The organism is Exiguobacterium sp. s95 (genome assembly GCF_018618655.1).
Classification (GTDB): Bacteria; Bacillota; Bacilli; order Exiguobacteriales; family Exiguobacteriaceae; genus Exiguobacterium_A; species Exiguobacterium_A oxidotolerans.
Window position 1 is genome coordinate 113,838 of the sequence record NZ_JACSMM010000007.1, and the last position, 26,096, is coordinate 139,933.

The 26,096-nt window shown below is 48.1% G+C and carries 25 protein-coding genes, 7 tRNA genes, 1 rRNA gene and 1 pseudogene; 5 read left to right on the forward strand and 29 right to left on the reverse strand.

Features of this window, described 5'->3' with window-relative positions; genetic code table 11:
• The first annotated feature begins 203 nt into the window (after positions 1-203).
• The 3 genes from KNP99_RS11835 to KNP99_RS11845 all read left to right on the forward strand — a co-directional run bounded on the left by KNP99_RS11835 (position 204) and on the right by KNP99_RS11845 (position 4,601).
• A complete protein-coding gene (locus tag KNP99_RS11835; RefSeq protein WP_214770548.1) occupies positions 204-1,727 on the forward strand; it encodes a methyl-accepting chemotaxis protein in 1,524 nt (507 codons plus the stop codon).
• Between the two features lie 272 nt (positions 1,728-1,999).
• Entirely contained in the window at positions 2,000-3,115 is a 1,116-nt protein-coding gene (locus tag KNP99_RS11840) for a glycosyltransferase family 4 protein (protein ID WP_088836039.1), read from the forward strand.
• Positions 3,116-3,266: 151 nt separating this feature from the next.
• The gene (locus KNP99_RS11845; protein ID WP_088836038.1) at positions 3,267-4,601 is read left to right on the forward strand and encodes a sugar phosphate nucleotidyltransferase; all 1,335 of its coding nucleotides are present in this window, start codon (positions 3,267-3,269) and stop codon (positions 4,599-4,601) included.
• A 130-nt stretch (positions 4,602-4,731) separates the two neighbouring features.
• On the opposite strand, the gene KNP99_RS11850 is transcribed toward KNP99_RS11845, so the two are convergent.
• Entirely contained in the window at positions 4,732-5,367 is a 636-nt protein-coding gene (locus tag KNP99_RS11850; RefSeq protein WP_088836037.1) for a peroxiredoxin-like family protein, read from the reverse strand.
• Positions 5,368-5,431: 64 nt separating this feature from the next.
• Entirely contained in the window at positions 5,432-6,475 is a 1,044-nt protein-coding gene (locus KNP99_RS11855) for a YcjF family protein (RefSeq protein ID WP_088836036.1), read from the reverse strand.
• A 123-nt stretch (positions 6,476-6,598) separates the two neighbouring features.
• Here KNP99_RS11855 and KNP99_RS11860 point away from each other — a divergent pair, with 123 nt between their 5' ends.
• Positions 6,599-7,204: a hypothetical protein gene (locus KNP99_RS11860; protein WP_088836035.1), complete on the forward strand. Its 606-nt coding sequence runs from the start codon at positions 6,599-6,601 to the stop codon at positions 7,202-7,204.
• A gap of 149 nt (positions 7,205-7,353) precedes the next feature.
• On the opposite strand, the gene KNP99_RS11865 is transcribed toward KNP99_RS11860, so the two are convergent.
• The 8 genes from KNP99_RS11865 to KNP99_RS11900 all read right to left on the reverse strand — a co-directional run bounded on the left by KNP99_RS11865 (position 7,354) and on the right by KNP99_RS11900 (position 12,747).
• Positions 7,354-7,833 carry a GNAT family N-acetyltransferase gene (locus KNP99_RS11865; RefSeq protein WP_088836034.1) on the reverse strand — a complete coding sequence of 160 codons (480 nt, stop codon included), beginning with the start codon at positions 7,831-7,833 and terminating at the stop codon, positions 7,354-7,356.
• Between the two features lie 62 nt (positions 7,834-7,895).
• The gene (locus KNP99_RS11870) at positions 7,896-8,597 is read right to left on the reverse strand and encodes a YjjG family noncanonical pyrimidine nucleotidase (protein ID WP_215193246.1); all 702 of its coding nucleotides are present in this window, start codon (positions 8,595-8,597) and stop codon (positions 7,896-7,898) included.
• A 3-nt stretch (positions 8,598-8,600) separates the two neighbouring features.
• The gene (locus tag KNP99_RS11875; RefSeq protein ID WP_214767609.1) at positions 8,601-9,071 is read right to left on the reverse strand and encodes a DMT family transporter; all 471 of its coding nucleotides are present in this window, start codon (positions 9,069-9,071) and stop codon (positions 8,601-8,603) included.
• Positions 9,072-9,083: 12 nt separating this feature from the next.
• Positions 9,084-9,752, reverse strand: coding sequence for a Crp/Fnr family transcriptional regulator (locus KNP99_RS11880; RefSeq protein ID WP_214811475.1), 669 nt, complete (start codon positions 9,750-9,752; stop codon positions 9,084-9,086).
• A 12-nt stretch (positions 9,753-9,764) separates the two neighbouring features.
• Entirely contained in the window at positions 9,765-10,190 is a 426-nt protein-coding gene (locus KNP99_RS11885) for a DMT family transporter (protein WP_214802732.1), read from the reverse strand.
• Positions 10,191-10,333: 143 nt separating this feature from the next.
• Positions 10,334-10,672, reverse strand: a complete 339-nt coding sequence (locus tag KNP99_RS11890; protein ID WP_214802730.1) for a zinc ribbon domain-containing protein YjdM — start codon at positions 10,670-10,672, stop codon at positions 10,334-10,336.
• Positions 10,673-10,960: 288 nt separating this feature from the next.
• Positions 10,961-11,812 (reverse strand): PPK2 family polyphosphate kinase, encoded by an 852-nt coding sequence (locus KNP99_RS11895; RefSeq protein ID WP_215193247.1) that lies wholly within the window; start codon positions 11,810-11,812, stop codon positions 10,961-10,963.
• Positions 11,813-11,889: 77 nt separating this feature from the next.
• Positions 11,890-12,747: an SDR family oxidoreductase gene (locus KNP99_RS11900; protein WP_214802723.1), complete on the reverse strand. Its 858-nt coding sequence runs from the start codon at positions 12,745-12,747 to the stop codon at positions 11,890-11,892.
• 126 nt (positions 12,748-12,873) lie between these two features.
• Between KNP99_RS11900 and KNP99_RS11905 the strand changes: the two genes are divergently transcribed.
• Positions 12,874-13,203: a winged helix-turn-helix transcriptional regulator gene (locus KNP99_RS11905; protein WP_215193248.1), complete on the forward strand. Its 330-nt coding sequence runs from the start codon at positions 12,874-12,876 to the stop codon at positions 13,201-13,203.
• Between the two features lie 38 nt (positions 13,204-13,241).
• On the opposite strand, the gene KNP99_RS11910 is transcribed toward KNP99_RS11905, so the two are convergent.
• The 19 genes and pseudogenes from KNP99_RS11910 to rrf form a co-directional block, all read right to left on the reverse strand.
• A complete protein-coding gene (locus tag KNP99_RS11910) occupies positions 13,242-14,234 on the reverse strand; it encodes an NAD(P)/FAD-dependent oxidoreductase (protein ID WP_214767594.1) in 993 nt (330 codons plus the stop codon).
• A 67-nt stretch (positions 14,235-14,301) separates the two neighbouring features.
• Positions 14,302-15,198, reverse strand: a complete 897-nt coding sequence (locus KNP99_RS11915; protein WP_088836024.1) for a phosphotransferase enzyme family protein — start codon at positions 15,196-15,198, stop codon at positions 14,302-14,304.
• Positions 15,199-15,323: 125 nt separating this feature from the next.
• A pseudogene (locus KNP99_RS11920) lies at positions 15,324-15,885 on the reverse strand (isochorismatase family protein).
• 393 nt (positions 15,886-16,278) lie between these two features.
• Entirely contained in the window at positions 16,279-16,854 is a 576-nt protein-coding gene (locus tag KNP99_RS11925) for a hypothetical protein (protein ID WP_088836022.1), read from the reverse strand.
• Between the two features lie 81 nt (positions 16,855-16,935).
• On the reverse strand, positions 16,936-18,732 hold the full coding sequence (glmS, locus tag KNP99_RS11930) for a glutamine--fructose-6-phosphate transaminase (isomerizing) (protein ID WP_088836021.1): 1,797 nt from the start codon (positions 18,730-18,732) through the stop codon (positions 16,936-16,938).
• A 601-nt stretch (positions 18,733-19,333) separates the two neighbouring features.
• Complete coding sequence (gene glmM, locus KNP99_RS11935; protein ID WP_215193249.1) at positions 19,334-20,689, reverse strand: phosphoglucosamine mutase; 1,356 nt, start codon at positions 20,687-20,689, stop codon at positions 19,334-19,336.
• A gap of 29 nt (positions 20,690-20,718) precedes the next feature.
• Positions 20,719-22,005, reverse strand: coding sequence for a CdaR family protein (locus tag KNP99_RS11940; protein WP_088836019.1), 1,287 nt, complete (start codon positions 22,003-22,005; stop codon positions 20,719-20,721).
• The gene (cdaA, locus tag KNP99_RS11945; protein ID WP_204251426.1) at positions 22,005-22,829 is read right to left on the reverse strand and encodes a diadenylate cyclase CdaA; all 825 of its coding nucleotides are present in this window, start codon (positions 22,827-22,829) and stop codon (positions 22,005-22,007) included. Before cdaA ends, KNP99_RS11940 begins: the two co-directional genes overlap by 1 nt.
• Before the next feature lie 115 nt (positions 22,830-22,944).
• The gene (locus KNP99_RS11950; RefSeq protein ID WP_088836017.1) at positions 22,945-23,559 is read right to left on the reverse strand and encodes a polymer-forming cytoskeletal protein; all 615 of its coding nucleotides are present in this window, start codon (positions 23,557-23,559) and stop codon (positions 22,945-22,947) included.
• Positions 23,560-23,575: 16 nt separating this feature from the next.
• On the reverse strand, positions 23,576-24,139 hold the full coding sequence (gene sigW, locus KNP99_RS11955) for an RNA polymerase sigma factor SigW (RefSeq protein WP_214767576.1): 564 nt from the start codon (positions 24,137-24,139) through the stop codon (positions 23,576-23,578).
• 125 nt (positions 24,140-24,264) lie between these two features.
• Positions 24,265-25,173: an arginase gene (rocF, locus tag KNP99_RS11960; RefSeq protein ID WP_088836015.1), complete on the reverse strand. Its 909-nt coding sequence runs from the start codon at positions 25,171-25,173 to the stop codon at positions 24,265-24,267.
• A 221-nt stretch (positions 25,174-25,394) separates the two neighbouring features.
• Positions 25,395-25,470 (reverse strand) — tRNA-Ala (locus tag KNP99_RS11965).
• 16 nt (positions 25,471-25,486) lie between these two features.
• Positions 25,487-25,558: transfer RNA gene (locus tag KNP99_RS11970), tRNA-Gly, on the reverse strand.
• Positions 25,559-25,565: 7 nt separating this feature from the next.
• A tRNA-Lys gene (locus KNP99_RS11975) sits at positions 25,566-25,638 on the reverse strand.
• A 4-nt stretch (positions 25,639-25,642) separates the two neighbouring features.
• A tRNA-Tyr gene (locus tag KNP99_RS11980) sits at positions 25,643-25,726 on the reverse strand.
• A 33-nt stretch (positions 25,727-25,759) separates the two neighbouring features.
• A tRNA-Thr gene (locus tag KNP99_RS11985) sits at positions 25,760-25,832 on the reverse strand.
• Positions 25,833-25,841: 9 nt separating this feature from the next.
• Positions 25,842-25,916, reverse strand: a tRNA-Glu gene (locus KNP99_RS11990).
• 2 nt (positions 25,917-25,918) lie between these two features.
• Positions 25,919-25,993: transfer RNA gene (locus KNP99_RS11995), tRNA-Asn, on the reverse strand.
• A 16-nt stretch (positions 25,994-26,009) separates the two neighbouring features.
• Positions 26,010-26,096: ribosomal RNA gene (gene rrf, locus KNP99_RS12000) — 5S ribosomal RNA — on the reverse strand; the annotation flags it as partial.

The window sequence follows — 26,096 nt, forward strand, 5'->3', positions numbered from 1 at the left end:
TTCCTCCTACCAATTTCGATGTTTTTATATACCCGTTCAGGCATTTATTCATGCCACGTTCTTTTAGAAAAATAATGGATGTGCATCTAACTTTTTTTCCAGTCAACAAACACATGCGTGCAACCGATAGTCTTGATACGTCTACCAAAACAGGACTTTGTCTTTGTTTTAGTTTCAACTAGAAATCGGAGGAATTTTATTTTATGAAACGTCATCAACTCATGCTCAGCATCACGTCTCTTATCGTCGTTTTATCTTTAATCGTCCATGGACTCCACCGCTTCACAACGTTTGGAGAAGGCTACTCCCTTTTACAGGGAAAAGGACCAGCCGCGTCGCTCGCTATGTTAACGGTCGTCGCGCTGATTCCTATCTTTTTTCTCTTCGCAGCTGTTATCCTGTACCGCCTTAATCCGCAGAGTAAACAGGTCGCCATCCTCTTGACACTGACGCTGACATTCGCAAGCATGTCAATCATCGCCGGTGGAGAGGGTCTCGTCGAATATCACTTCTCGATTTTCATGGTTCTGGCATTGATTGCCTATTTCCGGCGAATCGATTTAATTCTAATCAGCACGGTATTATTTGCGATTCAGCATCTTGCCGGATTCTTTTTTGCACCGACGCTACTGTGCGGAACGACCGGGTATCCGTTTAGTTTGTTGCTGATTCATGCAGTGTTCTTAGTTTTAACGAGCAGTGCCCTGATCATTCAAGTATTCGTTCAAAATCGTGAACGTCACGCGGCGCACGCACGGGAAACGGAAGCAAACACGTTAATCACGAACGTCAGTCAACAAATCGAAGCACTGGTCGGTCATTTAAAAACGAATACGACACACTTGAAGCAAGCTGCTGCAAACTCAGTTGTCGTCACAGATCAGATTGCTACTGCCATCGAACCGATCGTCGACTCTGCCGACGGTCAATATCAATCGATGCAACATGGAACGAATCAGTTACAGCAAGTCAATCAAGCAATCGCGACGATTCAAACACAGATGGCGACGACGGCAGACACAGCCGTCCACATGACAGCCACCGCACGTGAAGGAAATGAAGAGATGCAGTCGATGGAACGCCGGGTCGAAGCAATGGTCGAAGCGACGAACCGCTTAAACGATTCCGTCGAGACGATGACAGGACGCTCCGATCAAATCCAGACGATTCTCGCGAGTCTTGAAGCAATTGCCGGGCAAACGAACTTACTTGCACTCAATGCAGCGATTGAAGCTGCGCGCGCCGGTGAAGCGGGACGCGGCTTCGCCGTCGTTGCGACCGAAGTCGGGCATCTCGCCGTCCAGTCACGAAGCTATGCCAATGAAGTGACGGAAGTGTTAGAGGCTCTTGTCGAAGACACAAACCAAATCAAGGCGACGGCCCGAGCGTATGCCGAGACGTTGACGGAAAACCGTCAGATGACGAAACGCGTCGGTCAGACCTTCGCTGATATTACAGGAATGATTCAAGATGTCGAACAGCATATTCGCTCGATTCAAACAGCACGCCAAGGTGTCGGTACGCAAATGCTTGAAATCGGTGAACGCATGGATACGACACGTGTCGCCTCGCTCGAGGTACGGCGCGGGATCGAATCTACAGCTGCAGGACTCGAAGAACAGGCTGGTGTCCAACACGAATTTGAAACGATGACCGATTCACTCAATCAAATGACCGATTCGCTCGAACAACTCGTCGATAAATTAACGAATCATGTTAAATCCTAAAAAGCAGGTCCCTTCGTTAACGGGGACCTGCTTTTTAAAATTAAATGAAACCCTTCTAGGAATCTGCGATCCCTACCTCGAATAACTAATTAAGACTGACAGTATTAAAGAAAAATCCCTGATATTATACTGCAGAGTCTTGCGGTGAGAAAATGGACTTCAGATGACGTTGTCAGCTCTCACCTCCCTTTAAATAGCGAGGCGGTAGCTTACTCGCCCTTTCGAGACCCTCTTTTTGAATGGACCTACTACACGTATAGGAGGACATGATAATGAAACCACACCTCTTATTTTTGTCTTGGCGTGATATTAAACATCCGAAAGCAGGCAGTGCTGAAGTTTTCATTCACGAAGTATTGAAACGGGTTGCCGAAGATTATCGCCTTACCCACATCTCACCTGGCTTTGATGGTGGTCACGACGTTGAATTTCTTGATGGTGTCACCTATATCCGACGCGGAACAAACGCAACGGTCCTTCTGTATGCTTTTCACTATTACCAGATACATGCATCGACAATTGATCTCGTTGTCGATCAAGTCAATACCCATCACTTTTTCACTCCGCTTTATGTACCACGAGAAAAACGTGCCCTATTCATTTATCGACTAACACGTGAAATTTGGAAGATCAACGTCAACCAACCGTATGCCTGGTTAGGAGAACGGACGGAAACGCCCCGCCTCCGCCTCTACCGGAACGATTTGGCGGTGACTGTCAGCAAATCGACCACTGACGATTTAATCGATGTCGGATTCGCTCCAAAACGAATTACGATTTTACCGGCAGGAATCAATTTCACCCCATGGCCAGAGATAGACTGGAAAAATAAAGAAGAAAAACCGACTTTTCTTTACATTGGTCGTATGTCCGCCTATAAAGGAATCAACGATGCGATTAAAGCGTTCGTCATATTCAAACAGGAGTTTCCGGAAGCCCGTTTTTGGGTGATTGGTGAAAAAGATGAGACCTACATTGAAGAGCAACTAAATCCTCTTCTTCCGGAAGAAATGCGTCAAGATATTACCTATTTCGGCTTCGTCAGTCATGAAGAGAAACTTGAGCGAATGAGCCGGGCGACCGCTTTATTATTTCCATCAAAGCGCGAAGGCTGGGGGTTGGCAGTCAGTGAAGCTGCTGCTGTCGGGACGCCATCCATCGTCTATCATGCTCCCGGTCTTCAAGATGCTGTACAGTATGGATTAGCTGGATATATGACAACGTTCCAGACTCCAGGCGCATTAGCCATTGAAATGCGATCATGCATTCGGGATACAGAACAGTATGATACGATTCGTTACGCCTCTTACCTTTTCGCAAAAACACGCCACTGGGACTATACCGGATCCCGTTTTCGGGAATGGATACAGAAAACGTTGACTCGGTGACTAATGGTTTCTTAAAAGACCATTAGTCTATAAGTGAATTATGTGTTTTCCACTTTTCAACTCAGAACATGTCTCAATTGTCCAAAGAAATAGGAACTATTATTCATTTGCATAAATACAGTTAACCGTTTCATTGAAAGGATGGATTGGCATGTACATTTTATTATTGTCTGGCGGGTCCGGAAAAAGATTATGGCCCCTTTCAAATGACTTAAACTCAAAACAATTTTTACGCATTTTAGAAGACCCGTCCGGGAAAAAACAGTCCATGATTGAACGTGTTTTTCTCCAACTTCAAGAAATCAAGTTAGCTGAACGCACTCTGATTTCAACAACAAAATCACAGCTCGATGCTATCGAGCATCAATTAGGTCCAGATGTCGCCGTTATTTGTGAACCTTCGCGTCGTGATACGTTTCCTGCCATCATGCTTGCAACAAGTTACTTAGCTGAAAACATTGATTCGACAGAGACAATTGTCATCATGCCCGTCGATTCTTATGTAGATATGTCCTTTTTCGAGAGGTTTAGTTTACTCGATACGGCTGTCCAATCCCATCCTGACGCGTTGCATTTAATGGGTGTCGAACCACTTCATCCAACCTCAAAGTATGGTTACATTATTCCAGAAACAGCCAATCAGATGGCACGGGTAAAGAAGTTTCAAGAAAAGCCGACAATCATCTTAGCTGAACAATTAATTAAAGAAGATGCACTTTGGAGTTGCGGTGTCTTTGCTTGCCAACTCGATTTTCTTATTAAACAATTGTTTGCTCAAAACGTTCCTACCACCTACTGTGATCTACTCCGCTCTTACGACTCTCTTGAAAAAACATCTTTTGACTATGCGGTTGTTGAAAAAACGGAACTGATTTACGTACATCGGTATGAAGGTCCGTGGAAAGATCTCGGAACCTGGAATACGTTAACGGAGGAAATGCCGAGTGTTCTTCATGGAAATGCTCATCTTCTGAAATCAACAAATACACATATTGTAAACGAACTTCAAATTCCAGTTCTCGGAATTGGATTGGATGATTTAATAGTTTCCGTTAGTCCTGACGGTGTCTTGGTTTCTTCTAAAGAAGAAACGACCCATTTAAAAGAATATCTCGTCCACCAAGACCGACCTCCACAATTTGAATGGAAACGCTGGGGCTATGCGACAATTTTGCATCAACAATTACTTGAAGATGGACGATATGCAATTACACGACGCTTGCACATTAAAGAAAATCATCAAATCAGTCATCACTATCATGAACATACCGCCTCAACCTGGAGCATTCTTAAAGGAAGAGCGGAAGCAATCATTGATGGTAAACATCAGACGCTTGAAGCACCATCGGTTGTCCACATCCCCCAAGGCGTCTCACATACATTAAGAACGGTAAATGACTTAATTATGATTGAAATCAAACACTCCGTCGATTGGACAGAAGAAGACAACTATCCATTTCCAACCTCATTTCCCACTCAAGATTAATTCGTTTTTTATACTGTAGTTCTTTTTAAAATAATTCCGTCGCATACATCAAACAGCAGTCCTTCGTCTTATGAACGAAGGACTGCTGTTTACGAATAGAAAAATAAAGGAGTTGATCATTTATAACATTTTAAAGTTTTGAGATGATCGTTAACGGATCAACACGTTGCGTGTAGTCAGACGGAACGTCAGCAAACGAAATTTCACCTGACGGCTGAATGATGAACGTTGCTGGTTTCGGTAGCTGCCAGTCTTCATTCCCGTTATGTCCGGCAACGTCCAGCCCTGATTCTTTGTACACTTCAACTAAATAGTCCGGCATCTCGAAGACGAGATCAAATTGCCCTGCGACGACATTATCGACGTCACTGAGGACAGCGAACTCTAAGTCATTTTTTTCTTGCGTCGAGAGTGAATGATCCGGTGTCTCAGGACTGATTGCGACGAGTGTCGCTCCTTTTTCCTGAATCTTCGCCAGTTCACGTTGGTACGCACGGAGCTCTAAGTTACAGTACGGGCACCATCCGCCACGATAGAACGTGACGATGACGGGACCTTGTTCAAGTAAATCCGCTAAAGCGACGGATGTCCCTGCCGCGTTCGGTAGCGTAAAGCGAGGTGCCTCATCTCCGACAGCTAATCCTTTTGCTCCGTTTGATGCTGCGAGTTCTTCTGTTGCTTGCGTCATCAGCTTCTGCTTTTCAGCCGGTGCTTTTTGACGGAACTGTTCTTGATACGCTTGAATTTCTTCTAATAATGTAGACATGACAATCCCTCCCTGTTGTTTTTCATAGCATAACAGGGTATTTCAAAAAAGACTGAGATTATGCTCACTCCGATTTTTTTCGGAATCGTTTCACAAATCCTATCAAGCTTTCCGGTGTCAGTTCGAGTTTGTTCTCGTACGCATATTTTGTTCCGTAACCAAGTGCGAGTGTCGCCGTCGAGGCGATACCCGCTCCGAATACAGCCCCGTACCCGGGCACCATCTTCGCCAGTTGGCGAAAAGCCGTTTTTCCTGAATTGCCGACGATCGTCACGACAAGCAACTCTTTCGCACTTTCTTTCGATAAGTTCCGTTCATATAAGTTCGACAGCTTCAGCATCAAACCGATTTGAATCGACGTCAACGGAATGATATCTGCGCCCGGGAACGGGACCGCTCCGATTGCACCAGCCGCCGTCCCGGCCCCGACAATCCAGTTGTTAGCGACTTTCCCCCGTAACGAAGGATCGATTTCGCGGACAAACAGATTATCCTTGTCGAACTTTTTTAGGATATCGAGGACCTCACGCCGCAACCGGTCGATATTCGTCCCATCCTTCGCTGATACAGGGACAAGGGTCGGTCCCGGTAACTTCGTTTCGATGTGCCGGGTGACGGTCTCTAAGTCGTTCGTCGCATCAATCTTCGTCACGACGATGATGATGTTTTTATTATGGGCATAAATCTTATTGAAATTTTTTGTTTCCGTCTCCGATAAGACGGTCCCCGCTGCATTCAAGAAATACAAAATAACATCCGCACTTTCGTAAAACTGCCACGTCGTATCTGAATTCAAGCTGTTCGCGTCATTGAGTCCCGGCGTATCGACGAAGATGACTTTATCTTCCGGGTGCTGCCGAATCTGATCGATGCGTGTCGTTTCACCCGGTTGCGCTCCGACCGTCGCGACGTCACGCCCAAGAATCGCATTTAATGTCGACGATTTACCGGCATTGACGTCGCCAATCAGGGCGACGGTCACTTCTTGATTAAGCGACTGGTTAAAGTCGCGCCGTTCTGCTTCAAACGATTGGTCAAATACTTCCTCAAGCTTTGATTTCCGTTTCTGTTCATTCGTCTCAAGTCCCTCACCAAAAAAGTCGTCCATCGTTACCCCTCCTGAAAATATGTGCTGTCAGTCTTTTCCCGTTCTTCATTGAAATCATCCAAGGAAAACGATAAGCTTGATGATGGATAATGTTTCCAACACACGAAGGAAGGGGCTTCTTCTATGAAAAACTGGATGTACATACCACTTGCCGCCCTTATCTTGACAGGGTGCAGCCAAAACCACGATCAAATCGAATCCGCTACGAAAAAAGTACCTATCACCCAGGCCACTTCTACCTTCACACTCTCCCCCCTACCCGTTACAGAAGGGGAAGAAAAATTTGCCACACTTGCCAACCAACAGATTGGCGCCGTTCAGCTAAAAGGAACATTAAAGGCGACCCACTGGCTAAAAGGTGTCGAATATCTCCCGGACAAACAAGAACGGGTACTGTTCTCGATGGAACTTGAACCGAAAAAGTACGATACCACGATCCGGTTTTCCCAGTCTTTCTCGGATGATCTGATTCAATTCGGGATTGATGTCGGTGATACGGTACTCTTCGGTGACGATACGTTTACGCATCTTGATGATTACATCGTTCGCGGTGCCGACTTCCGCTCAAAAACGGCTACGGCGACCCCTTATAATCTTTTGATGGTCTATCATCTGTCAAAAAATAAAGAAATGCGCGGGTTTAATTTAAATGAGGTCACGCGTCCCGCTGACGTACCACTCAAAAAAGGAGAGCGGATTTTCGGAATCGTATTATCCAATCAGAAGTAAAGCAGAACCCGTCCCGCACTTCTAGTTCAGACGGGTTTTTCCTTGTCCTTTCATGTCGTTCTGAAACGAATAATTCAACAAAGAGTGGCAGACTCAATCGCTGCCACTCTTTGTTGTATAGAAACTGACTTTTGCGTCAGCCCCATTTTTTAAATTTCACTTCTCCGCTCGAGTAACACGGTATCCCGCCAGACACCAGCCAACTGTCCGATTCGTTCCCGACGACCGACTTCCCGGAAACCGAACCGTTGATGGAGTTTGAGGCTGGCGATGTTTTCCGGAAAGATTTGTGAATGCAACGTCCAGATGCCTGCTGCTTCACTCGACGTAATGACCGCCTGCATCAATACCGTCCCGACTCCTTTTCCCCGTGCGTCTTCATCGATATACAAACTGACTTCGGCAACACCGGCATAGGCCGGAATCGACGAAAATGGACTGATGGCGATCCATCCGAGCATTTTCCCGTCTTTTTCCACCACAATCCGGCTGTGTATGTGGTGATGGGCATCCCAGTAGTCAAACGACGGTACTTCCGTTCGGAACGTCGCATTTTGTGTCTCGATTCCTTGCTGGTAAATCCGACCGACTTCCGGATAATCTGCTGCGGTCATCGCTCGTAGATTCATGACAACCTGCTCCTTTTCTAGTCTTTTATCGCTTCGCGTCAAACGATCTTGACATATTTTCGTTATCGAACTCGTTCCGTCGTCCGCAACAGATCAAGCAACTGTTCGAGCCGTTCGATGGTGTAGGTCGGTGTCAACTCACTCGGAGCCGTTTCCTGACCCGGGTTAAACCAACACGTATCAATTCCGGCCGAAATGCCGCCTTGGATATCTGCAGTCAAGGAGTCGCCGATGAGCAGTGTTTGCTCCGGACGGAATTCCGGAATCCGGTCGAACACATACGTAAAGAAAGCACGCATCGGTTTTTGATAGCCCGTGTCTTCGGAAACAAAAATCTGATCGAAGTACGGCAACAGTCCTGAACCAGCGAGCCGTGCATGTTGTGTCCGCGAGACACCGTTCGTCACGACGTAGAGTTGGTAATGTCCTTTTAACTGCCCGAGTAATTCGTGTGCTCCGTCAATCAAATCCGTTCCCTGACCGAGATACGTCCGGTAGCGCTCATCCATCTGTTTCCCGTCGACCACCCATCCCTGCTCTGCAAAAAACGTCACGAAACGTTCCGAGATGACTGCGTCTCGCGTCACTTCCCCCCGTTCGAGGGCTGCCCATAAGGCTTTGTTAATGGACCGGTACCGGGTTTCACGTTCTTCCGTCCATTCGAGCTGTTCGTCCGCGAATAGTTTTCGCAGCGCCCAGCGTTCCGTTGCGTCAAAATCAAGTAAAGTATGATCGATATCAAAGAGTAATGTTGTATAGTTCATCCGTCATGCTCCTTTTCGTAAGATCCGTTTTTCTGTCAGATTCCCGCCGAGTTGGAACAAAAGCACCCCGCCGCCAATCAAGAGAACGCCGACTGCCTTCGTCCACGTGAAGGCGACCTGTTCGAGACCGAACCACCCGAGCGTGTCCCAGAGCAGCGCAAAGAGGATTTGTGAGACCATGACGATCGAGATGGCGTAGCTCGGTCCGAGTTGCTGGACGCCTTGCGTCACAGACAGGACGACACCGACTCCGATGATGCCGCTGAACCAAAACCACGGCTGCATACCGGTCAAAGAAAAAAGTGCCGTCCCTTCAACGAGCAGTCCAATCGTCAGCGAAGCGAGGAAACCGAGTCCAAGGACTAACGTCGTCGTTGCCCACGCCCCGACCCGTTCTTTGACTTTGGCGTTAAAGGTGTTTTGCATACAGACGAGCATCCCGCCAAATAAGGCGAGTAAAATCCCCAGTGTCATCGTGCTTGCCTCCTATTCATAAATACTTTCCCCGACACGTTCCATTAAACCCGCGCGGTCGATGATCTCAATCGTCCGTTTCGTCCGGTCAATCAATCCATCCCGGCTGAACTGGAGCAATACCCGGTTCAGGTGCCGGTAGCTCGTCCCGATCAAATCCGCTGCATCGACTAAATCCGTGACCGGCAGAGTTTGTTTTTCCGGTGTCATCGACAACAGATAACTCGCGAGCCGGACTTCGACCGGATATAAAAGATTAAAGCTCATCGAGTGCGATTTCAGTTCGAACTTCATCGTAATCGTCTCGAGCAAAAAACGTAAGAACGCCGGATTATCCGTTCCGACCTGTTCGAGTGCCGCGTAACTGATCCGGAAGACTTGGACCGGCGTTACAGCCTCGACCGTATTCATCAAGGGGATACGGCGGACATATTCGATATCGCCGACCAGATCGAACGGATGCTTGAAGGAAAGAACGAGCCGTCGTCCGGCCGCTGACATATGCGTGATCTTCAACTTTCCTTCGACGAGCAAATACAGCTGTTTCGCGTCATCGCCCTGCTGGCACAAGTATTCGCCCGGTTCGACCTCGACACGTTCGAGATGACGGCGTAAGCGCTCGTCAAAGACATGCGTCAATTGAAAACGGTCCAAGTATGTCGCAAGTCGCTCATCCTCCACGCGAATCCCTCCTTATAGTTTCAAGATTAAGACACCGCCGACCATCAACAAAATTCCGATGACTTGCGGCAGCTGCAACCGACGTTTCATCATTCCGAACCAACCGTTCCAGTCAATCAAAAGGGCCAGACCGAGCTGGGCGATCAAAAAGAGTGAAATCGTCAATGTCACACCCATCAAATGCACGGCTGTGATATTACTGAACAAAACAGCCGCCGCCAGTGCGCCTCCTGATAGATAAAGCGGCTTGACGTGACGCATCTCTTGAAACGTCCGGTCGCGTAAGGCGAATGTGATCAATAAGGCGACGATGAAGCCTGTCATTTGGGTCACGGTCGCTGCCTGCCAGGTCCCGATTCCATCACTGATTCGGGCATTGGCGACACTTTGGAGCGTCAGAAAAAAACCGCCGCTGATTGCAAAAAGGATGCCTCGCATCTGTATCGCCTTCCTTTCGTTATCTTCTTTCATCCTATCCTAAAACGACGGTGGATGATTGATAAAGGACATTTGTCCTGAACATAAATTCATTCGTCGAAAACACAAAACCGCCATGTCGACTTGACTGGCGGTTTTGTACATCAGATTTTTTTAACGAACTCGGATTTCAGCTTCATTGCGCCGAGTCCATCAATCTTGCAATCGATGTCGTGATCTCCCTCGACGAGACGAATCCCTTTGACACGGGTTCCTTGTTTGACGACAAGCGATGTGCCTTTGACCTTCAAGTCTTTGATGACCGTAATCGTGTCGCCGTCATGCAATTCGTTTCCGTTCGCGTCACGGATGACCGTCGTCTCTTCCGTCACGTCCGCTTCAGCCTGCGTCCATTCATGGGCACATTCCGGGCAGACGAACAAATTCCCATCTTCATATGTATAGCTCGATCCACAGTTCGGACAGTTTGGATATTCAGTCATGTGTGATTCCTCCAAATCGTTCATCGTTTCTTCCCTGTTTAGTATAACGTGTCTGACAAAAACGAAGATAATAAATTAAAACAATGCTTAGACAACCTCTTATGAAGCGTGAATATGCTAGAACGAGAGGCAATCCGTTCGCGCTTCCCTGTCTCGCCTCGTCTTCAAAGCGGCACGTTTCGTTGACTCCTACGGGGGGGAAGAAACGAAACGTGACGCTTTATCTCCCGACAGAACTTTGTCTACAGCCTAAAAAACCGTTCATCGTCTGACGATGAACGGTTTTGATTATTCATTTTCCAGCTTTTTGATTGCTTCATCTAGTTTTTCTTGATCCTCGTCCGACACTTCAGGAAACTGCGGATCGATATCGCGTAAAACGTCGTTCATGACTTCTGTCACGATGTAACGTCCGAACCAGTCATCATCGGCCGGTAGCACGTACCATGGCGCATTTTCCGTTGATGTGTTTGAAATCAAATCGGCAAAGATGTCTTGATACTCATCCCAATGTTCCCGCTCCTCAACGTCACTGAACGAAAACTCGAAGTTCTTTTTCGGGTCTTTCATCCGTTCGAGCAACCGTTCCTTTTGTTTGTCCTTCGAAACATTGAAGAGAAACTTGACGACACGGATTCCGTTCTCGACCAGGTACTGCTCGAAGTCATTGATTTGCCGGTACCGCATCTGCCAAACGTCTTGATCGTTCGGGAGTTCTTCCTCCTCAAGCAGGTTATGAATACGCGGTGCGATGACATCTTCATAATATGAGCGATTTAAAATGCCGACTTCTCCTTTGGCCGGCAACCCGTCATGAATCCGCCATAGAAAATCGTGTTTTTGTTCTTCTTCTGACGGTTTCTTGACGGAAATCGTCTTCAAGCCCTGAGCATTCAGATTTGAAAAGATATAGCTGATCGCTTCATCTTTCCCACCGGCATCGATTGCCTGCAGGACGACTAAAATACCTTGTTTTTCTTCTGCATGAAGCCGCCAGTGTAGCTCTTTCAATTCCTCGACGCTCTCTGGAATGTATGTCTTGAGTAATTGTTCTTCAGAAATCCGGTCCGGATCAGATGTTTGGTAATCAGCTAAACTGACGTTCGCATCCGGAGCAACTCGATATTTTTTGATGTCCATTTGAATCCTCCTCTAACTTTCGCTCACTCTCAAAAGAATACCCTGAGAAGGACTTCGGAAAACCCGTTCAAATGAACTTATCTTTTAATCAATCGTTCTAATGCATTGTTGATTACGACAGGCGGGCGACCGAGAATTTGTGCAAAGTCCTGACTTTCAACAGCAAGCGTATCGTTTGCAATCCCTTCTTGAATCGAGACAAGCATCGGGATGAGGAAGTCCGGGAGACCCGCTTGTTTCATGATATCAGCATACGTTGCTACATCCACTTGTTGAACAGTGACAGGTCGAGCAAGAACCGCTCCGAGTGCCTCGGCGATTTCTGTTTGTGTCAACAATGGACCCGACAGTTCATAGATAGCTTGTTTTGGAGCATCTGTTGTCAAAACAGTAGCGATTGCTTCTGCATAGTCGTCCTGCAACGCCCAGCCGACTTTTCCGTCACCCGCTGCTGTCAACCAGTCTGCTCCGTTACGTACAGCGTCAATCGTCGCCTGCTCGTTTTCAAGATACCAGTTGTTCCGGAAGAAAATATAAGGGATACCTGTCTGTTCAATCAATCGTTCTGTTACCTGGTGCGTCCGTGCCAAGAAATTTTGACTTGCTTGTGCATTGGCAATACTCGTGTAGGCGATCAGGCCGACGCCTGCAGCCTGCGCTGCCTCGATTGCTGCCGTATGTTGCCGGACCCGTGTAGCTTCTTCCCCGTCCGTTGAAATGATCAACAAACGATCAATCCCTGCAAAGGCCGTTGCTAACGTAGTTGGCGCATCAAAATCTCCATGACGGACTTCGACACCACGTTCTTTGAGATTCGCTGCTTTTTCGACATTTCGGACACTGACGACAAGGTCGTCCGCACTAATCCGCCCTAACAGATGATTGACAATCTTAGTTCCTAATTTTCCAGTTGCTCCTGTAATCAATAGCTTCATGGGTATTCGCTCCTTTTTCTATCAAATGCCTATCCTGTACCTAATCTTATTACAGGTGGTACACTAATCCTAGTAGGCACCTTTTAGATACTTGGTCACCTAAACAGAACCATTGGAGGACACTAAATGAATCTTACCGAACAGCGGACGGCTTGTCCGGTCACTCGTGTGCAAACCATCATTTCTGGTAAATGGAAAATCCTCATCCTGTGGCATCTCAAACAAGGAACACAACGCTTTGGCGCCTTACAACGTCTGCTGCCCGGAATTTCTAAGGGCATCTTAGCACGTCAACTACGCGAACTTGAGCAGGACGGCATGTTGCTTCGAAAAGTCTACCGGGAAGTGCCGATAAAGGTCGAATACTCATTGACCGACACGGGACTTAGTTTTTTGCCGATTTTAGATGCAATGGCTGCTTGGAGCATGTCGCACATTTCAGAATCTGATCAATAATAAAGGAGTATGCCATGTCGCATACTCCTGCTTTTACTTCATTTCGTCAGAACGTGTTGCTTAAAATGCGCATCGATTGTCGCTGCGACACGTAGACCGGATATAACGGCACTCTCAACCCGTGTCCGTCCCGAGGCATCATCTGCTTCAAGGAAGGCATCCCCGGCAAGCCACAGCGGATGGTGATTCAGTTTTAGAAACGGCGTGTGGAAGACATCGCGTGCCTGAGCGTAACGCCATCGTTTCAACTGACGGGAGATGAGTTCGACGGGACCGAGTTGTGCTTGCAGGAGCCGTTCGATTTCAGTGAGCGTCTCCGCTTCCTCCTTGTCATACCAGGCTTCACTCCACTCACCCGTCATGTAGACACTCAGTAACGGCGTCGCCGAGATTTCTTTTTCTGCGTTGTTGACGAGCTTCAGCATCCCGGGGACAAGTCCATCGTCCGCCAGACCGACCTCCCCAATTTCGAGTGGTTCTTTCAGTTCAAACAGGCCGACGAATGTCGGTTCGAACGTGACGCGGCCTAACGCTGTATGATCGGCTGCATCAAGCGTCAGCCGGGACGCTTGCAGTAAGTCATAGGCTTGCGGAACCGGTGCTGTCACGAGCATCGCGTCATAGACCCGTGTCCGGCTATCTGCAATCGTCCGGAGCGTGGTTGCATCCGCTTCAATCCGTCCGACCTGTTCATTCAAGTGGACCGGAATCCCGCGTGCAATCGACTGAACGAGTTGATTCATCCCGTTAATCGCGATATACCGTGGAAAATCATCACCGAACCATTTCCGAATCAATCCGCGTTCGAGCCATTCATCGACTTCCTGCGCCAGTTCATCCGTCCGGACGGTGAAAAAGACAGCTCCGTGGTCCGCCTTTCCCTGATCGATTCGTCGTGTCGCCATGCGTCCCCCGACACTTTGGCTTTTTTCGATGATCTCGACCTCGTATCCTTCGACTTGTAATTGACGGGCAGCGAACGTCCCCGCAAGTCCACCGCCGATAATTCCGATTCGTTTTGGTTGTTCCATCTGATACATCCCCCTCCACTTGCTTCATTTCCACAAGTATAGCGGTTCGCTCGTCAAACGACGTCTTTTAACGTTCTTCGAATATGCTCGTCCGTTCGAGTTCAATTAACAAGCGGGCATGGTTGTTGTCAAAAAACTGTTGGTGCTGCGCTAATCCACGCTGGACGCACCAGCCGATTCCCGTCAGTGCTTCAAACAGACGGTAGTACGGCAAATAGACTTCAATCGGTTCCGGTGTCCGAATTTGGCCGTATCCGTTTTGATAAGCACCCAGCAGAGCGCTGCCACCTTGGAAGACGTCCCGGTCGAGTTTCGTGAAGTCGATCTCCGTCGCTCCGAAACGTGAAGTTTCAAAGTCGATCAGTCCAGTGAGGTTTCCGCCGTCTGCGAGCAGATTCCCGAGCCGGAAATCGAGATGGACGGCGACCGGACGCGACGGTTCCGGTAACTCACGTTCACGCCGTTTTAATTCTGTAAAGGCGGCTTGATAAAGGGCAGGCGGCAAAACTTGTTGAATCGCCGGCTCGAATGAGGTCATCTTCGCATTTCGGAAGACACGCCAGTCCTGTGAGGTAAACGCGGTGAAGCCGTTCTCCTCAAAATCGCCGTACGCCTCACGGGTACACGTATGGAGTGTTGCGTGAAGCCGCCCGATTTGCGAGACCAGTTCCGGTGTCACTTTTTCAATCGTCGAACCGGCAAGTGCTTCGAGCACAAACGCACCCGTCGTCTGTTCGGTTGGTCGCGCCGCCATGAGAATCTTCGGGACAGCGACACGACTGGCTAAATACGTCAGCCATCCGTGCTCCCGGTACCATTTATCAGCCGTATAGGGTCGCTTTAAAAAAACAGTCCGACCGTCACGCAGAACCAGCCGGTCGACTTCGGAACTGTACGAATCCGTGACGGAAAAAATCTCTGCTACATCGAGATCAAACGATTGAATCCACTCTTCGCGGGTCATAATGCATCCCCCAGTCGTTTTTCAAGGATTTCGGGCAGTCCGTCAATTGCGGCTGTATCGAGCATCTGATAGGTTAAATAAACAGTCTCTTTTATCTTTCGCAGTTCAATCATAACTTCACTCCTTTATGTTCTGTGCTGATCGTGGATCGGTTCAAACAACTTTTCGGTTGACGGCCGGACCAGCGCAAAATGTTCGACATTGTAGTGACCGTGCAAAACTTGATTGTGATGGGCAATCATCTACTCCGCCGATAAAACATCGGAGCCGTTCGTCGTATGTCCGTCAGCAACGAGCGTCACATCAAATCCATTGACGGTTGCACTGCGGACCGCGGTATCGATGCAGTGTTCCGTCTTACAGCCGAGGATGACGACATGTTCGATTTGTCGTTCATTCAGATACTCAAGCAGTGGTGTCCCGTGAAACGCATTCGTTGCAGCTTTATCGAACGTCACCGCCTGATCTGGAATCTGAATCGAGGAGTGCACCTCAAACCCCGGTCCGTTTCCGTCCGCGACATCAAGATCCCGGATGAAGACAATCGTATGAGCATGATTCTGTGCTTCTTGCACGACTTGATTGATGACCTGACTGACGGGCATCTTTCGCATGAACACCTGACTCTTCTGCCGTCCCTTCGACGAGATCCTGTTGAAAATCAATAATGAGTACCGCTTGTCGCATCTGAATGTCCCTCCTTTTGGTTTCTTTACTTTTCTTCTTTCCCTTCCCTACTGGAAAGTCCTGTTTTTCACAAGAGATTTTAAGCTTTGCGAAACTTTTGATTGACTTGATGCGTTGAATAAGATGATGGAAAGGATGTTACATATGGACCTATTGCCACTCTTTTTCGTGATTTTCGTAATTGTCTTAGCTGTTAATCTGTTTCTCGATAAGATAATCATGAACCGGCGCCTTTCTCGGAACGTCTTCATGAAGAATCTCTTCGTCTGCTTTTTGATTTCACTTGTTTTGTTAAGCTTCTTCTATCTTCAGTCCATGATGAACTAACAAATAGACCGTACACTCTCTGTTGAGCGTGTACGGTCTATTGACGATTACTCGATTTCAGTATTTCTACTGCTTTGTTACCTTGCGTAAACGGTAGTATTTTGTAAGTCGAAATCCGACATAGGCTGAATCCCCTAAGAGTGGATAAGATGTCCGCTGATATATATTCCAGTAGCTGATGATGCGACACTCAATCCGTGTCATGTAAACATCATTTGCTTGTAGAAAGGAACACAGATTTTCCTCAGGCCACCTCTCTAAAATCGGTTCGATTCGTTCTAGAATTTCTCTTACATATTCCCCAGTCAATTCAATCAGATAAAGCAACACCCAGTCTGTATCCGCCTGTTCTTCTTGTAATCGTTGAACATATTTCTCGCGGATATAACCATTGTGATGGCGCGTATACAAGCAATAGAGCAGCCACCGTTGTTGTTTCGTCAACGTCTCGATTTTCACCTTTGGTACTTCATCCAAGTACACGCGAGACGGCAAATTCAACTTTTCTTGCCAATACGCGATTTCAATCGTCCCCCACGTCACCGGTCTAAACAATCGGTGGGGGAAGAGACGTCTCACAGCCTCCACGTCTACTGCACAGGATTGCGGAAAAGCTTGGAGCCAGTTTGTTTTCATCTGCATATGTGTTTCACCACTCATTCCTTCAGTGCTAGGTAATAAAAAAGTCATACTCCAACTGGAAGGAGTATGACTTGAATGTTTTTATTCGACTGTTACTGACTTCGCCAAGTTACGTGGCTTGTCGACGTCGCAATCACGGCCGAGTGCCGCGTAGTACGAGATCAACTGAAGTGGTAAGACTGAAAGTAATGGTGACAAGAGCGGCTCGACTGACGGGATGACGAATGCATCCGTCGGCAATTCGAGACCTTCTGAAGCGATGACACATGCGTTCGCGCCACGTGCGACGACTTCCTTGACGTTGCCTCGGTTGTTGAGGTGAACGTGCGGTTGTGTCACGAGGGCGATGACCGGTGTGTTGTCTTCAATCAAAGCGATTGGACCGTGTTTCAATTCGCCGCCAGCGTACCCTTCTGCCTGGATGTACGAAATTTCTTTGAGCTTGAGTGCCCCTTCCATTCCGACATACGCATCTTGACCACGGCCGATGAAGAAGGCGTTGCGTGATTCAGACAAGTATTCTGCAGCGATCTCTTGGAACCGTTCTTTTTGTGACATGACGGATTCCATTGCGCTTGAAATTTTACCGAGTTCTTTCATGAGATCGAAGTTGACGTCGACGCCTTTTGCTTGAGCCAGGTCAAACGCGAGGACCGCAAGAACAGCAATTTGCGCTGTGTATGCTTTTGTTGAGGCAACTGCGATTTCAGGACCGGCATGCAACAAGAGTGTTGCGTTTGCTTCACGTGAAAGTGTTGATCCCGCGACGTTCGTGACCGTCAATGCTGGGTGACCAAGTTTTTTCGCTTCAACGAGAACGGCACGGCTATCCGCTGTTTCACCTGATTGTGAAAGGAAGAGGAAGAGTGGTTTCTCTGTCAAAAGTGGCATGTTGTAGCCGAATTCAGACGAGATGTGGACCTCTGCCGGAATCCCAGCGATTTGTTCAATCAATTGTTTCCCGATCAAACCAGCATGGTAGCTTGTTCCGCAACCAATGATATAGACGCGGTCACGACCAAGGACTAAATCACGAACCGATTGATCGAGTGTGATTTCGCCAGCTTCGTTTTGGTATTTTTGAACGATGTTCCGGATGACGGCTGGCTGCTCATCCATTTCTTTAAGCATATAGTGCGCGTATGTCCCTTTTTCGATATCAGAAGCATCAATTTCAGCTGTATACGCGTCACGCTCTTGCACGTTTCCGTCTAAATCCTGGATTGTGACACTGTCACGCGTTAAGATGATCATTTCACCGTCATGTAACTCAACGAACTGATCCGTTACTTGAAGCATGGCCATTGCGTCAGACGCAACGACGTTGAACGTGCCGTCTCCGAGACCAACGAGAAGTGGTGATTTATTTTTTGCGATATAAAGAACGTCCGGGTTTTCTGCATCGATTAAAGCGAGCGCATACGAACCGTGGAGCACGCGAAGTGTTTGACGGAAGGCTTCCGTGACATCACCTGTTGCGTCAAAGTTCTTTTCAATCATCTGAACGATGACTTCTGTATCCGTGTCGCTGAGTAAATCGACGTTAAGTTCTGCTTTTAACTGCTCATCGTTTTCGATGACACCGTTATGCACGAGTGTAAAGCGTGATGATGCACTTTGGTGTGGGTGGGCGTTCGGAACACTTGGTACACCGTGTGTTGCCCAACGTGTGTGACCGATTCCTACTGTACCGTCTGCTTCTGCAGGGACGACTTCGCGTAGCGCAGCGATGCGACCGACTTCTTTATGAACCTGAACGCCGTCATTGACGAACGCAAGACCTGCCGAGTCATAACCGCGGTACTCGAGTTTTTCGAGACCCTTTAGTAAAATTTCTTTCGTGTTAACTTCTCCGATCATACCTACGATTCCGCACATATTGATTCTCTCCCATATCAAGTATTTCCCTGAAGAGGAAACGGCTCTTGTCGAGAGTTATCAGCACTTGCTTGTTTGTCCGTCTAATCACTTAGACGATTTCAAGTAAGTTTACGGTACTGATAAGGTACCGGGAGGCATCCGCCGAATGATTCGATAAACCTCCACCTCGTCAGCTGCCTATCACATAGTCAGCCCTGGCGCTTCTGTTTCTGTCCGACTCCGTTTCTGTCCGACTTTACAATCATACGAACTTTAATTGGAAAAAGCAAGGAAGGTAACGTATTTGTAACTATTCCCGATATCTTTCTAAACAATACCTCTAATACCTAGATTTTGTAAAAAAAGAATCGTTCATCTTTATATTACTTCTCCACCTTCGAACGAACCCGTGTCCCTGTCCGACTTCTACAGGAAAAGGAAGCTCTGCTTCCGACAGGAACAGGCGAGACCCGGACAGCCCCAAGCTGGCCGCGGCTTGCGTTCCGTCTGAGAAAAGCGGGCAGAGGGACAATGGGTTCGTGACGAGTTCCCTCCTTAAAAGTTCGTCCATTAGCCGAACAAAAAAGGAGCAGCACGAAGCTACTCCTTTTTCGTCGACTCAATTTTCTTGTAATGCGTAATTTTCACGCACGACGTTCGCAATCCGTTCGACGTACATGTCACATGCTTCTTGCGACTCTGCTTCCGCCATGACACGGACGAGTGGTTCTGTTCCAGATGCCCGAACGAGAATCCGACCGTTTCCAGCCATTTCCGCTTCGACTTCCGCAATGATCGCTTGAACGGCAGGACCGTTCATTGCCCCATTCTTATCCGATACACGAATGTTGACAAGACGTTGCGGGAAGATTGGCATCTCGGCTGCGAGTTCCGATAACTTCTTGCCTGTCGCCTTCATGATTTGGAGCAACTGAACGCCGGACAACATGCCGTCGCCTGTCGTCGAGTAATCCATGAAGATGATGTGACCTGACTGTTCGCCACCGAGCGTGTAGTCGTTTTTACGCATCTCTTCGACGACGTAACGGTCACCGACCGCTGTTTGTAATGCCGTCATGCCGTGTTCTGCGACCGTTTTATGGAAGCCGAGGTTACTCATGACTGTCGCGACAATCGTGTTATCTTTCAAACGACCGATTTCGTTCAAGTATTTTCCGCAGATGAACATAATTTTATCGCCATCGACGATATCGCCGTTCTCATCGACTGCAATCAAACGATCGCCGTCACCATCGAACGAGAGACCGACGTCGGCACTTTTCTCTTTGACGAATGCCGCGAGGTGCTCCGGATGTGTTGACCCGACACCATCATTGATGTTCAAGCCGTTTGGTGTTGTACCGATTGTTGAGACTTCTGCTTCGAGGTCCCCGAACAAACGTGGTGCAAGGCTTGATGTCGCGCCGTGCGCGCCATCGATTGCGACATGAATCCCTGAGAAATCTTCATCCGATGTTTGACGAAGCATATGGAGGTATTTTTGCGCGCCTTCATAATAATCGTGAACGAAACCAAGTTCTTTCCCTGCTGGTCGCGGGAGTGTGTCCTCTGTTTCGTCGAGCAATGCTTCGATTTCAAGTTCTGTTGCATCATTGAGCTTAAAACCGTCTGTTCCGAAGAACTTGATGCCGTTGTCTTCAACCGGGTTGTGTGACGCTGAAATCATGACGCCCGCAGTCGCATCCATCGTCTTCGTCAAGTATGCGACCCCTGGTGTCGAGATGACACCAAGACGCATAACTTCCGCGCCGATTGATAACAATCCTGCAATCATCGCGTTCTCAAGCATTTGACCCGAGACACGTGTATCGCGTCCGATTAAGACTTTCGGACGTGTGCTCTCGTGTTTCGTCAACACGTATCCGCCAATCCGTCCAAGACGGTAGGCGAGTTCCGGTGTCAATTCTACGTTTGCGACGCCGCGGACGCCGTCAGTTCCAAAATGCTTACCCATGTGCTATTTCCTCATTTCACTGATTGGTTTTAATTGGTCTGTACCGATGTCCGGGGAATCGTCTTTAACGTGACGTCCATGTTATCCGGTCGTAAGACATCGAATGCTTTAGATGTCTGATATGAAATCGGTAAGCCGTGTGTGCCTTCTTTTAATCCTGTTACGTCGATGACAGCCTTGATGTCGGTTGCATCAATCGAAGCTAAGTCCGCTTCGCTGCCACGGACGACGAGATCAATCGTTTCAGCATAGTCAATTGTATACTTCGACTCGTCGAAACCGTTAAGCGTCACAGGAACACCTGTAATCGTCTTCTCTGCTCGCTCCTCGACCGTTTCCGTCGTCGATTTAGCATTTTCTTTCTCGACGACGATACTGACCGTAATCGAAGTCGGATCCATTGCCGTCACATTATCCGGTTCGACGAGTTCGATCGTCTTATCGGTCGTCTTCGTCAAATCTTTTAGTGAGATTGCCTTTGTATCGACTGAACCGATTCGCGTCAATTCTTCCTTCGTTCCGTACAGACGTGCTTCCGTGACGACGGGAACGATCTTGACGACCTTGTAGCCTTTTTTGACGCTACCTGTTGTTTTAACGTTGATCGGGACTGTTTTACTCTCCTTATAGACAGGAACTGTCACTTCAAGCTGTTCCGGATCGTACGTCGCGCTAATCGCGTTCCCATTCGTATCCGTCGCTTTGACGTTGAACGACTCCATGAAGGTCGACGCGCGACCCGTCACGTCGATCGGGACTTGAATCGATGTGATGGCTTGGAGCTTTTCTGCTCCTCCCGTCACAGCAACCGTTTGTTTACTCGGTTGTGCTTCACCGACGACATACCCTTCGGCGATTTTATTTTTGTTGAGTAAAGCGACTTGAACCGGGACTTGTTTCGTGACTTTTTTATCAAGAAAAACTTCGACCGTCTCCTGTTTCGGTGTCACTTCAACATCTTTTCCAAATCCATTCGCTGTCACACGAACACGGTGGTACCCAGGGTCGAGTCCCTCTAAATCTAACGATAGACCAAAGTCTTTGACGAGGCGAAGCATCGTCAAGCTACTCGATGGTCCTTTGACCGTCGTTTCGATTGTAGTTGGAATATTATAGGCGACCCACTGCGATTCATCATAATTCACTGTGACCGGTACGTCAAACGTCGTCGAGCCCTGACCAGCGATCGGCAATAGACTCGCCGCGTCACTTTTCCCGCTCGAACTCGAGCCTGCGACCATCAAATAGAGCATCACAGCAAGTAGTACCGCAACGATTCGTAAAAACCATCGTTCATTGAACCACTTTTCGAACATTATTTTTTCGCCCCCATCCAGTTAAAGAAGGACGTATTCGCCGGTTCGACTTTGACGAGCGTCTCAAGCAACTTCGTCCGAAGCGAATCTTCGTCGAGTTCCCGGTAAAGACGACCATTGATTGCGAGAGATACGCCTCCCGTCTCTTCCGATACGACAAGCGTGACACTATCCGTAACTTCACTGACACCAATCGCGGCCCGGTGACGCGTCCCGAGATCCTTAGAGATGTGGGCACTTTCTGAGAGCGGTAAATAACAAGCCGCTGCCGCAAGTTTGCCTTGCTGAACGATGACCGCACCATCATGCAACGGCGTGTTCGGGATAAAGAGGTTAATCAAAAGCTGACTCGTAATTTGTGAGCCGAGCGGAATCCCCGTCTCGACATATTCACTGAGACCGGTTTCCCGTTCAAACGTGACGAGCGCACCAATCCGGCGTTTCGACATGTATTGTGCTGACGAAACGAGTGCGTCGACGATTCGCGTTTGTTCATCTTCATCACTGATGGCACTCCGTGAAAAGAATTTACTCGTTCGTCCCAGGTGCTCCAGTCCTCGACGGAGCTCTGGCTGGAAGATGATGATAATTCCGAGTAATCCATAGGTGATGATTTGATTCAATAGAAATTGTAAGGTCTTCAGTCCGAAGAAGCCGCTTAAGAACCAGCTGATCAAAATGACAGAAATCCCTTTAATCAATTGAACCGCTTTTGTGCCTTTGACGATAATCATCAGGCGGTAAATGACGAATGTCACGACCGCGATATCAAGCACATCATTAATATAATCGTACCAGTGTACGTTTTCGCCCAGTTTCAACATTTGAAATTGAAGTGGTTGCCAGTTGAAGTAATTCACCAACCGTGCCCCCTATCTCATCTAATTTAAACAGCTTTCATTATAGCACAAAGGGGCGAGTTAGACTCGCCCCAACTGATTAATCAAAGATTCGTTTGATTCCGTACCAGACGCGTTCGAACAACTGATCGATTTCTTTAATTTCTCCAGTCACGTTTCCGGCACTGGCTGTGTAAGCCGTCCCGTCAACGGTCATGACGTCTCCATTGACTTTGCCTTCAATCCGGACATTGCCGCCTTCGACGTATAAATCTTGATTGACCGTCACTCCTTTTGGAACAACAACTTCGCCATTTTCAGCGACGATACCGGGAGCGTTCGTATACGACAAGTCTTTATCTTCTTGCGTCATGTACCCCCCGAGGCTACCGACCGAAAGTAACGCAAAGATCGAGGCAGCTGCAAGGAGTGGATACTGTTTCATCTTCCCTCCAAAACGAGAAGGTTTACGAAGCGGTGTCACATTCGACGTGTCCACCTGTTCAGGCAGTTGTGCCAGCACGCGGGATGTAAAGTCTGCCGAGAGCTTCGGCTTCGGAAGCGTGCGTAACTGTGCATCGAGGAGTCGATACTCTTCGAAGTCGTCCATCGCATTCGCCTCCCGTAACTCCGCTTCGAGTTGTTTAAAGTCTTCTGGAGGTTGGTTTTGGTCTAAATAATCTTGGATGCGTTCGTTTACGTGTTCTCGTGTCATGGTGAGATCCTCCTTCTCACCGCGTTCCGAAGTGCTTCTTCAGCGCTTCTCGGCCACGGTGAATTCTAGTTTTGACTGTGGCGACTGGTAAATCGATCAGTTCACTGATTTCCTTTAATGAAAGGTCTTCAATATATTTCAAGACGAGTGGAATTCGATACTTTTCAGGTAAAGCGGCAATCGCGTCCCCGACAGCATTTCGTTCTTCAGAATCAACGACTTGATCTTCTGGCAATTGCTCCTTACTTTCGAGCTGGGAATACAGCGTCAAGCCTTCAGTACCTGACATCTCGGCATCAAGGGAATAATCTGGACGTTTCTTCCGTAAGCGGTCAATTGAAACATTCGTCACGATCCGGTAGAGCCACGTACGGAATTTCCATTGTGCATTATACGATTCAATCTTTGTAAATACGCGAATAAAGGCTTCTTGCGTGGCATCCTCTGCTTCCATCCGATCACGTAATACACGGAAGGCAACTAAAAATGCCCCTTCTTTATATAGATCAACAAGTGCCGCAAATGCATCACGGTCGCCTTGCTTCACTCGCTCAATCAAGCGTAGTGTTGTTTCTTCCACTTCAAATACCCCCCGCTCTATGCGGTCAATCTCTTATACGGAGTCGACCGATAAATGTTTCATCTCAATTTAAATTGTAACAAAAAAAACTTGAACCCCGATGAAAAGAGTTCAAGTTCTATCCATTATTTTACTAAATGTTGGTTTTGCATCGCTTGAAGTAGGTTTCCGATCAAGGCATTCGCAAGAATCGCGGTTCCGTTCCCTTCTTCTAACAACGGATTCACTTCGACGAACTCCGCTGCAATAAAGTTTTCTTGTTCCGCACAAGAGTTCAAGACGGTCTGAGCATCCTCTAACATGACACCGTCCGCAACCCGCGTCCCGGTCCCTTCGACTAAACTCGGGTCAAGACCATCCATGTCGAAACTTAAGTAAAATGCGTCTGTCGTTTCGTTCAGGTAAGCAATCGCTTCCTTCATGATGGCTTCCATTCCCCGTGTCCGAATCGCTTCCATGTCATAAACGCGAATCCCAAGCCGATCAATCAATTCCTGTTCTCCCGGATCGACGTCACGCAAGCCGATAAAGACAAGATGCTCCGGTTGTAACTTGACGTCTGTCCCACCGATTTCCGTTAGGCGCTGATGCCCTTCCCCAAGAGCAACAGCGAGTGGCATTCCATGAATATTACCTGTAGGTGACGTTTCCGGTGTATTTAAATCACCATGCGCATCGAACCAAATCGCACCGAGCCGCGGAATCGATCGACGAAGTCCTGCGATCGTTCCGATTGCCATGCTGTGGTCGCCCCCGACGAGTAACGGAAAACGTCGTTCGGACAGCGCATCATGTACAAGTAGCTGTAAATCATTCGTCGTATGGACGACTCCTTCGAGACGCTTTAACTTCGCATCTTCCTCACGTACCGCGTCTTCTGGTAAGACAGCCGCTTCCCCATAGCGGACCGCTTCTTGTCCATGTGTTGCTAACGTTTGAAATAGGCCTGCTTGTTCGACTGCTGCCGGACCATGCTCTGTTCCTGGCTTTCCTTGACCGTAACGATATGGCACGCTGATATATGCAATGTTCATCCCCGCATCCCCTTTGCTTAATTAAGTTACCTTAATTGTAAGCGGTAACATACGGCTGGTTCAACTCGACAAGATGACGCATCTTTATACAGTAGACGACAACAAAAAAGCACTGTGAAGGGAATCACAGTGCTTTCGCGTACGTACTCTGGTTAACAGGCATTTCAAGTATAAAAAAACTTAAGACGAACGAAACTCGCTTAAGATCTTTAAGCAAAATTTGGTGGAGCCTAGCGGGATCGAACCGCTGACCTCCTGCGTGCAAGGCAGGCGCTCTCCCAGCTGAGCTAAGGCCCCAAAAAAATAAACAAAAAGCGGAAGACGGGATTCGAACCCGCGACCCCGACCTTGGCAAGGTCGTATTCTACCACTGAACTACTTCCGCAAGAAGATGAGCCATGCAGGATTCGAACCTGCGACCCTCTGATTAAAAGTCAGATGCTCTACCAACTGAGCTAATGGCTCGACATGGTGGGGGGGGGCGGATTCGAACCGCCGAACCCGAGGGAGCGGATTTACAGTCCGCCGCGTTTAGCCACTTCGCTACCCCCCCAGTTTGTCTAGGAAAATTTAATTAAAAAAACAGTGCCGGCAACAGGAGTCGAACCCGCGACCTACTGATTACAAGTCAGTTGCTCTACCAGCTGAGCTACACCGGCACAATAAAATGGTGACCCGTACGGGAATCGAACCCGTGATACCGCCGTGAAAGGGCGGTGTCTTAACCGCTTGACCAACGGGCCATTGGCTCCGCAAGTAGGATTTGAACCTACGACCTACCGGTTAACAGCCGGTTGCTCTACCACTGAGCTATTGCGGAATAAAAAAACAAAATTGCCTGGCAACGTCCTATCCTCACAGGGGGAAGCCCCCAACTACTTTCGGCGTTCAAGTGCTTAACTTCCGTGTTCGGCATGGGAACG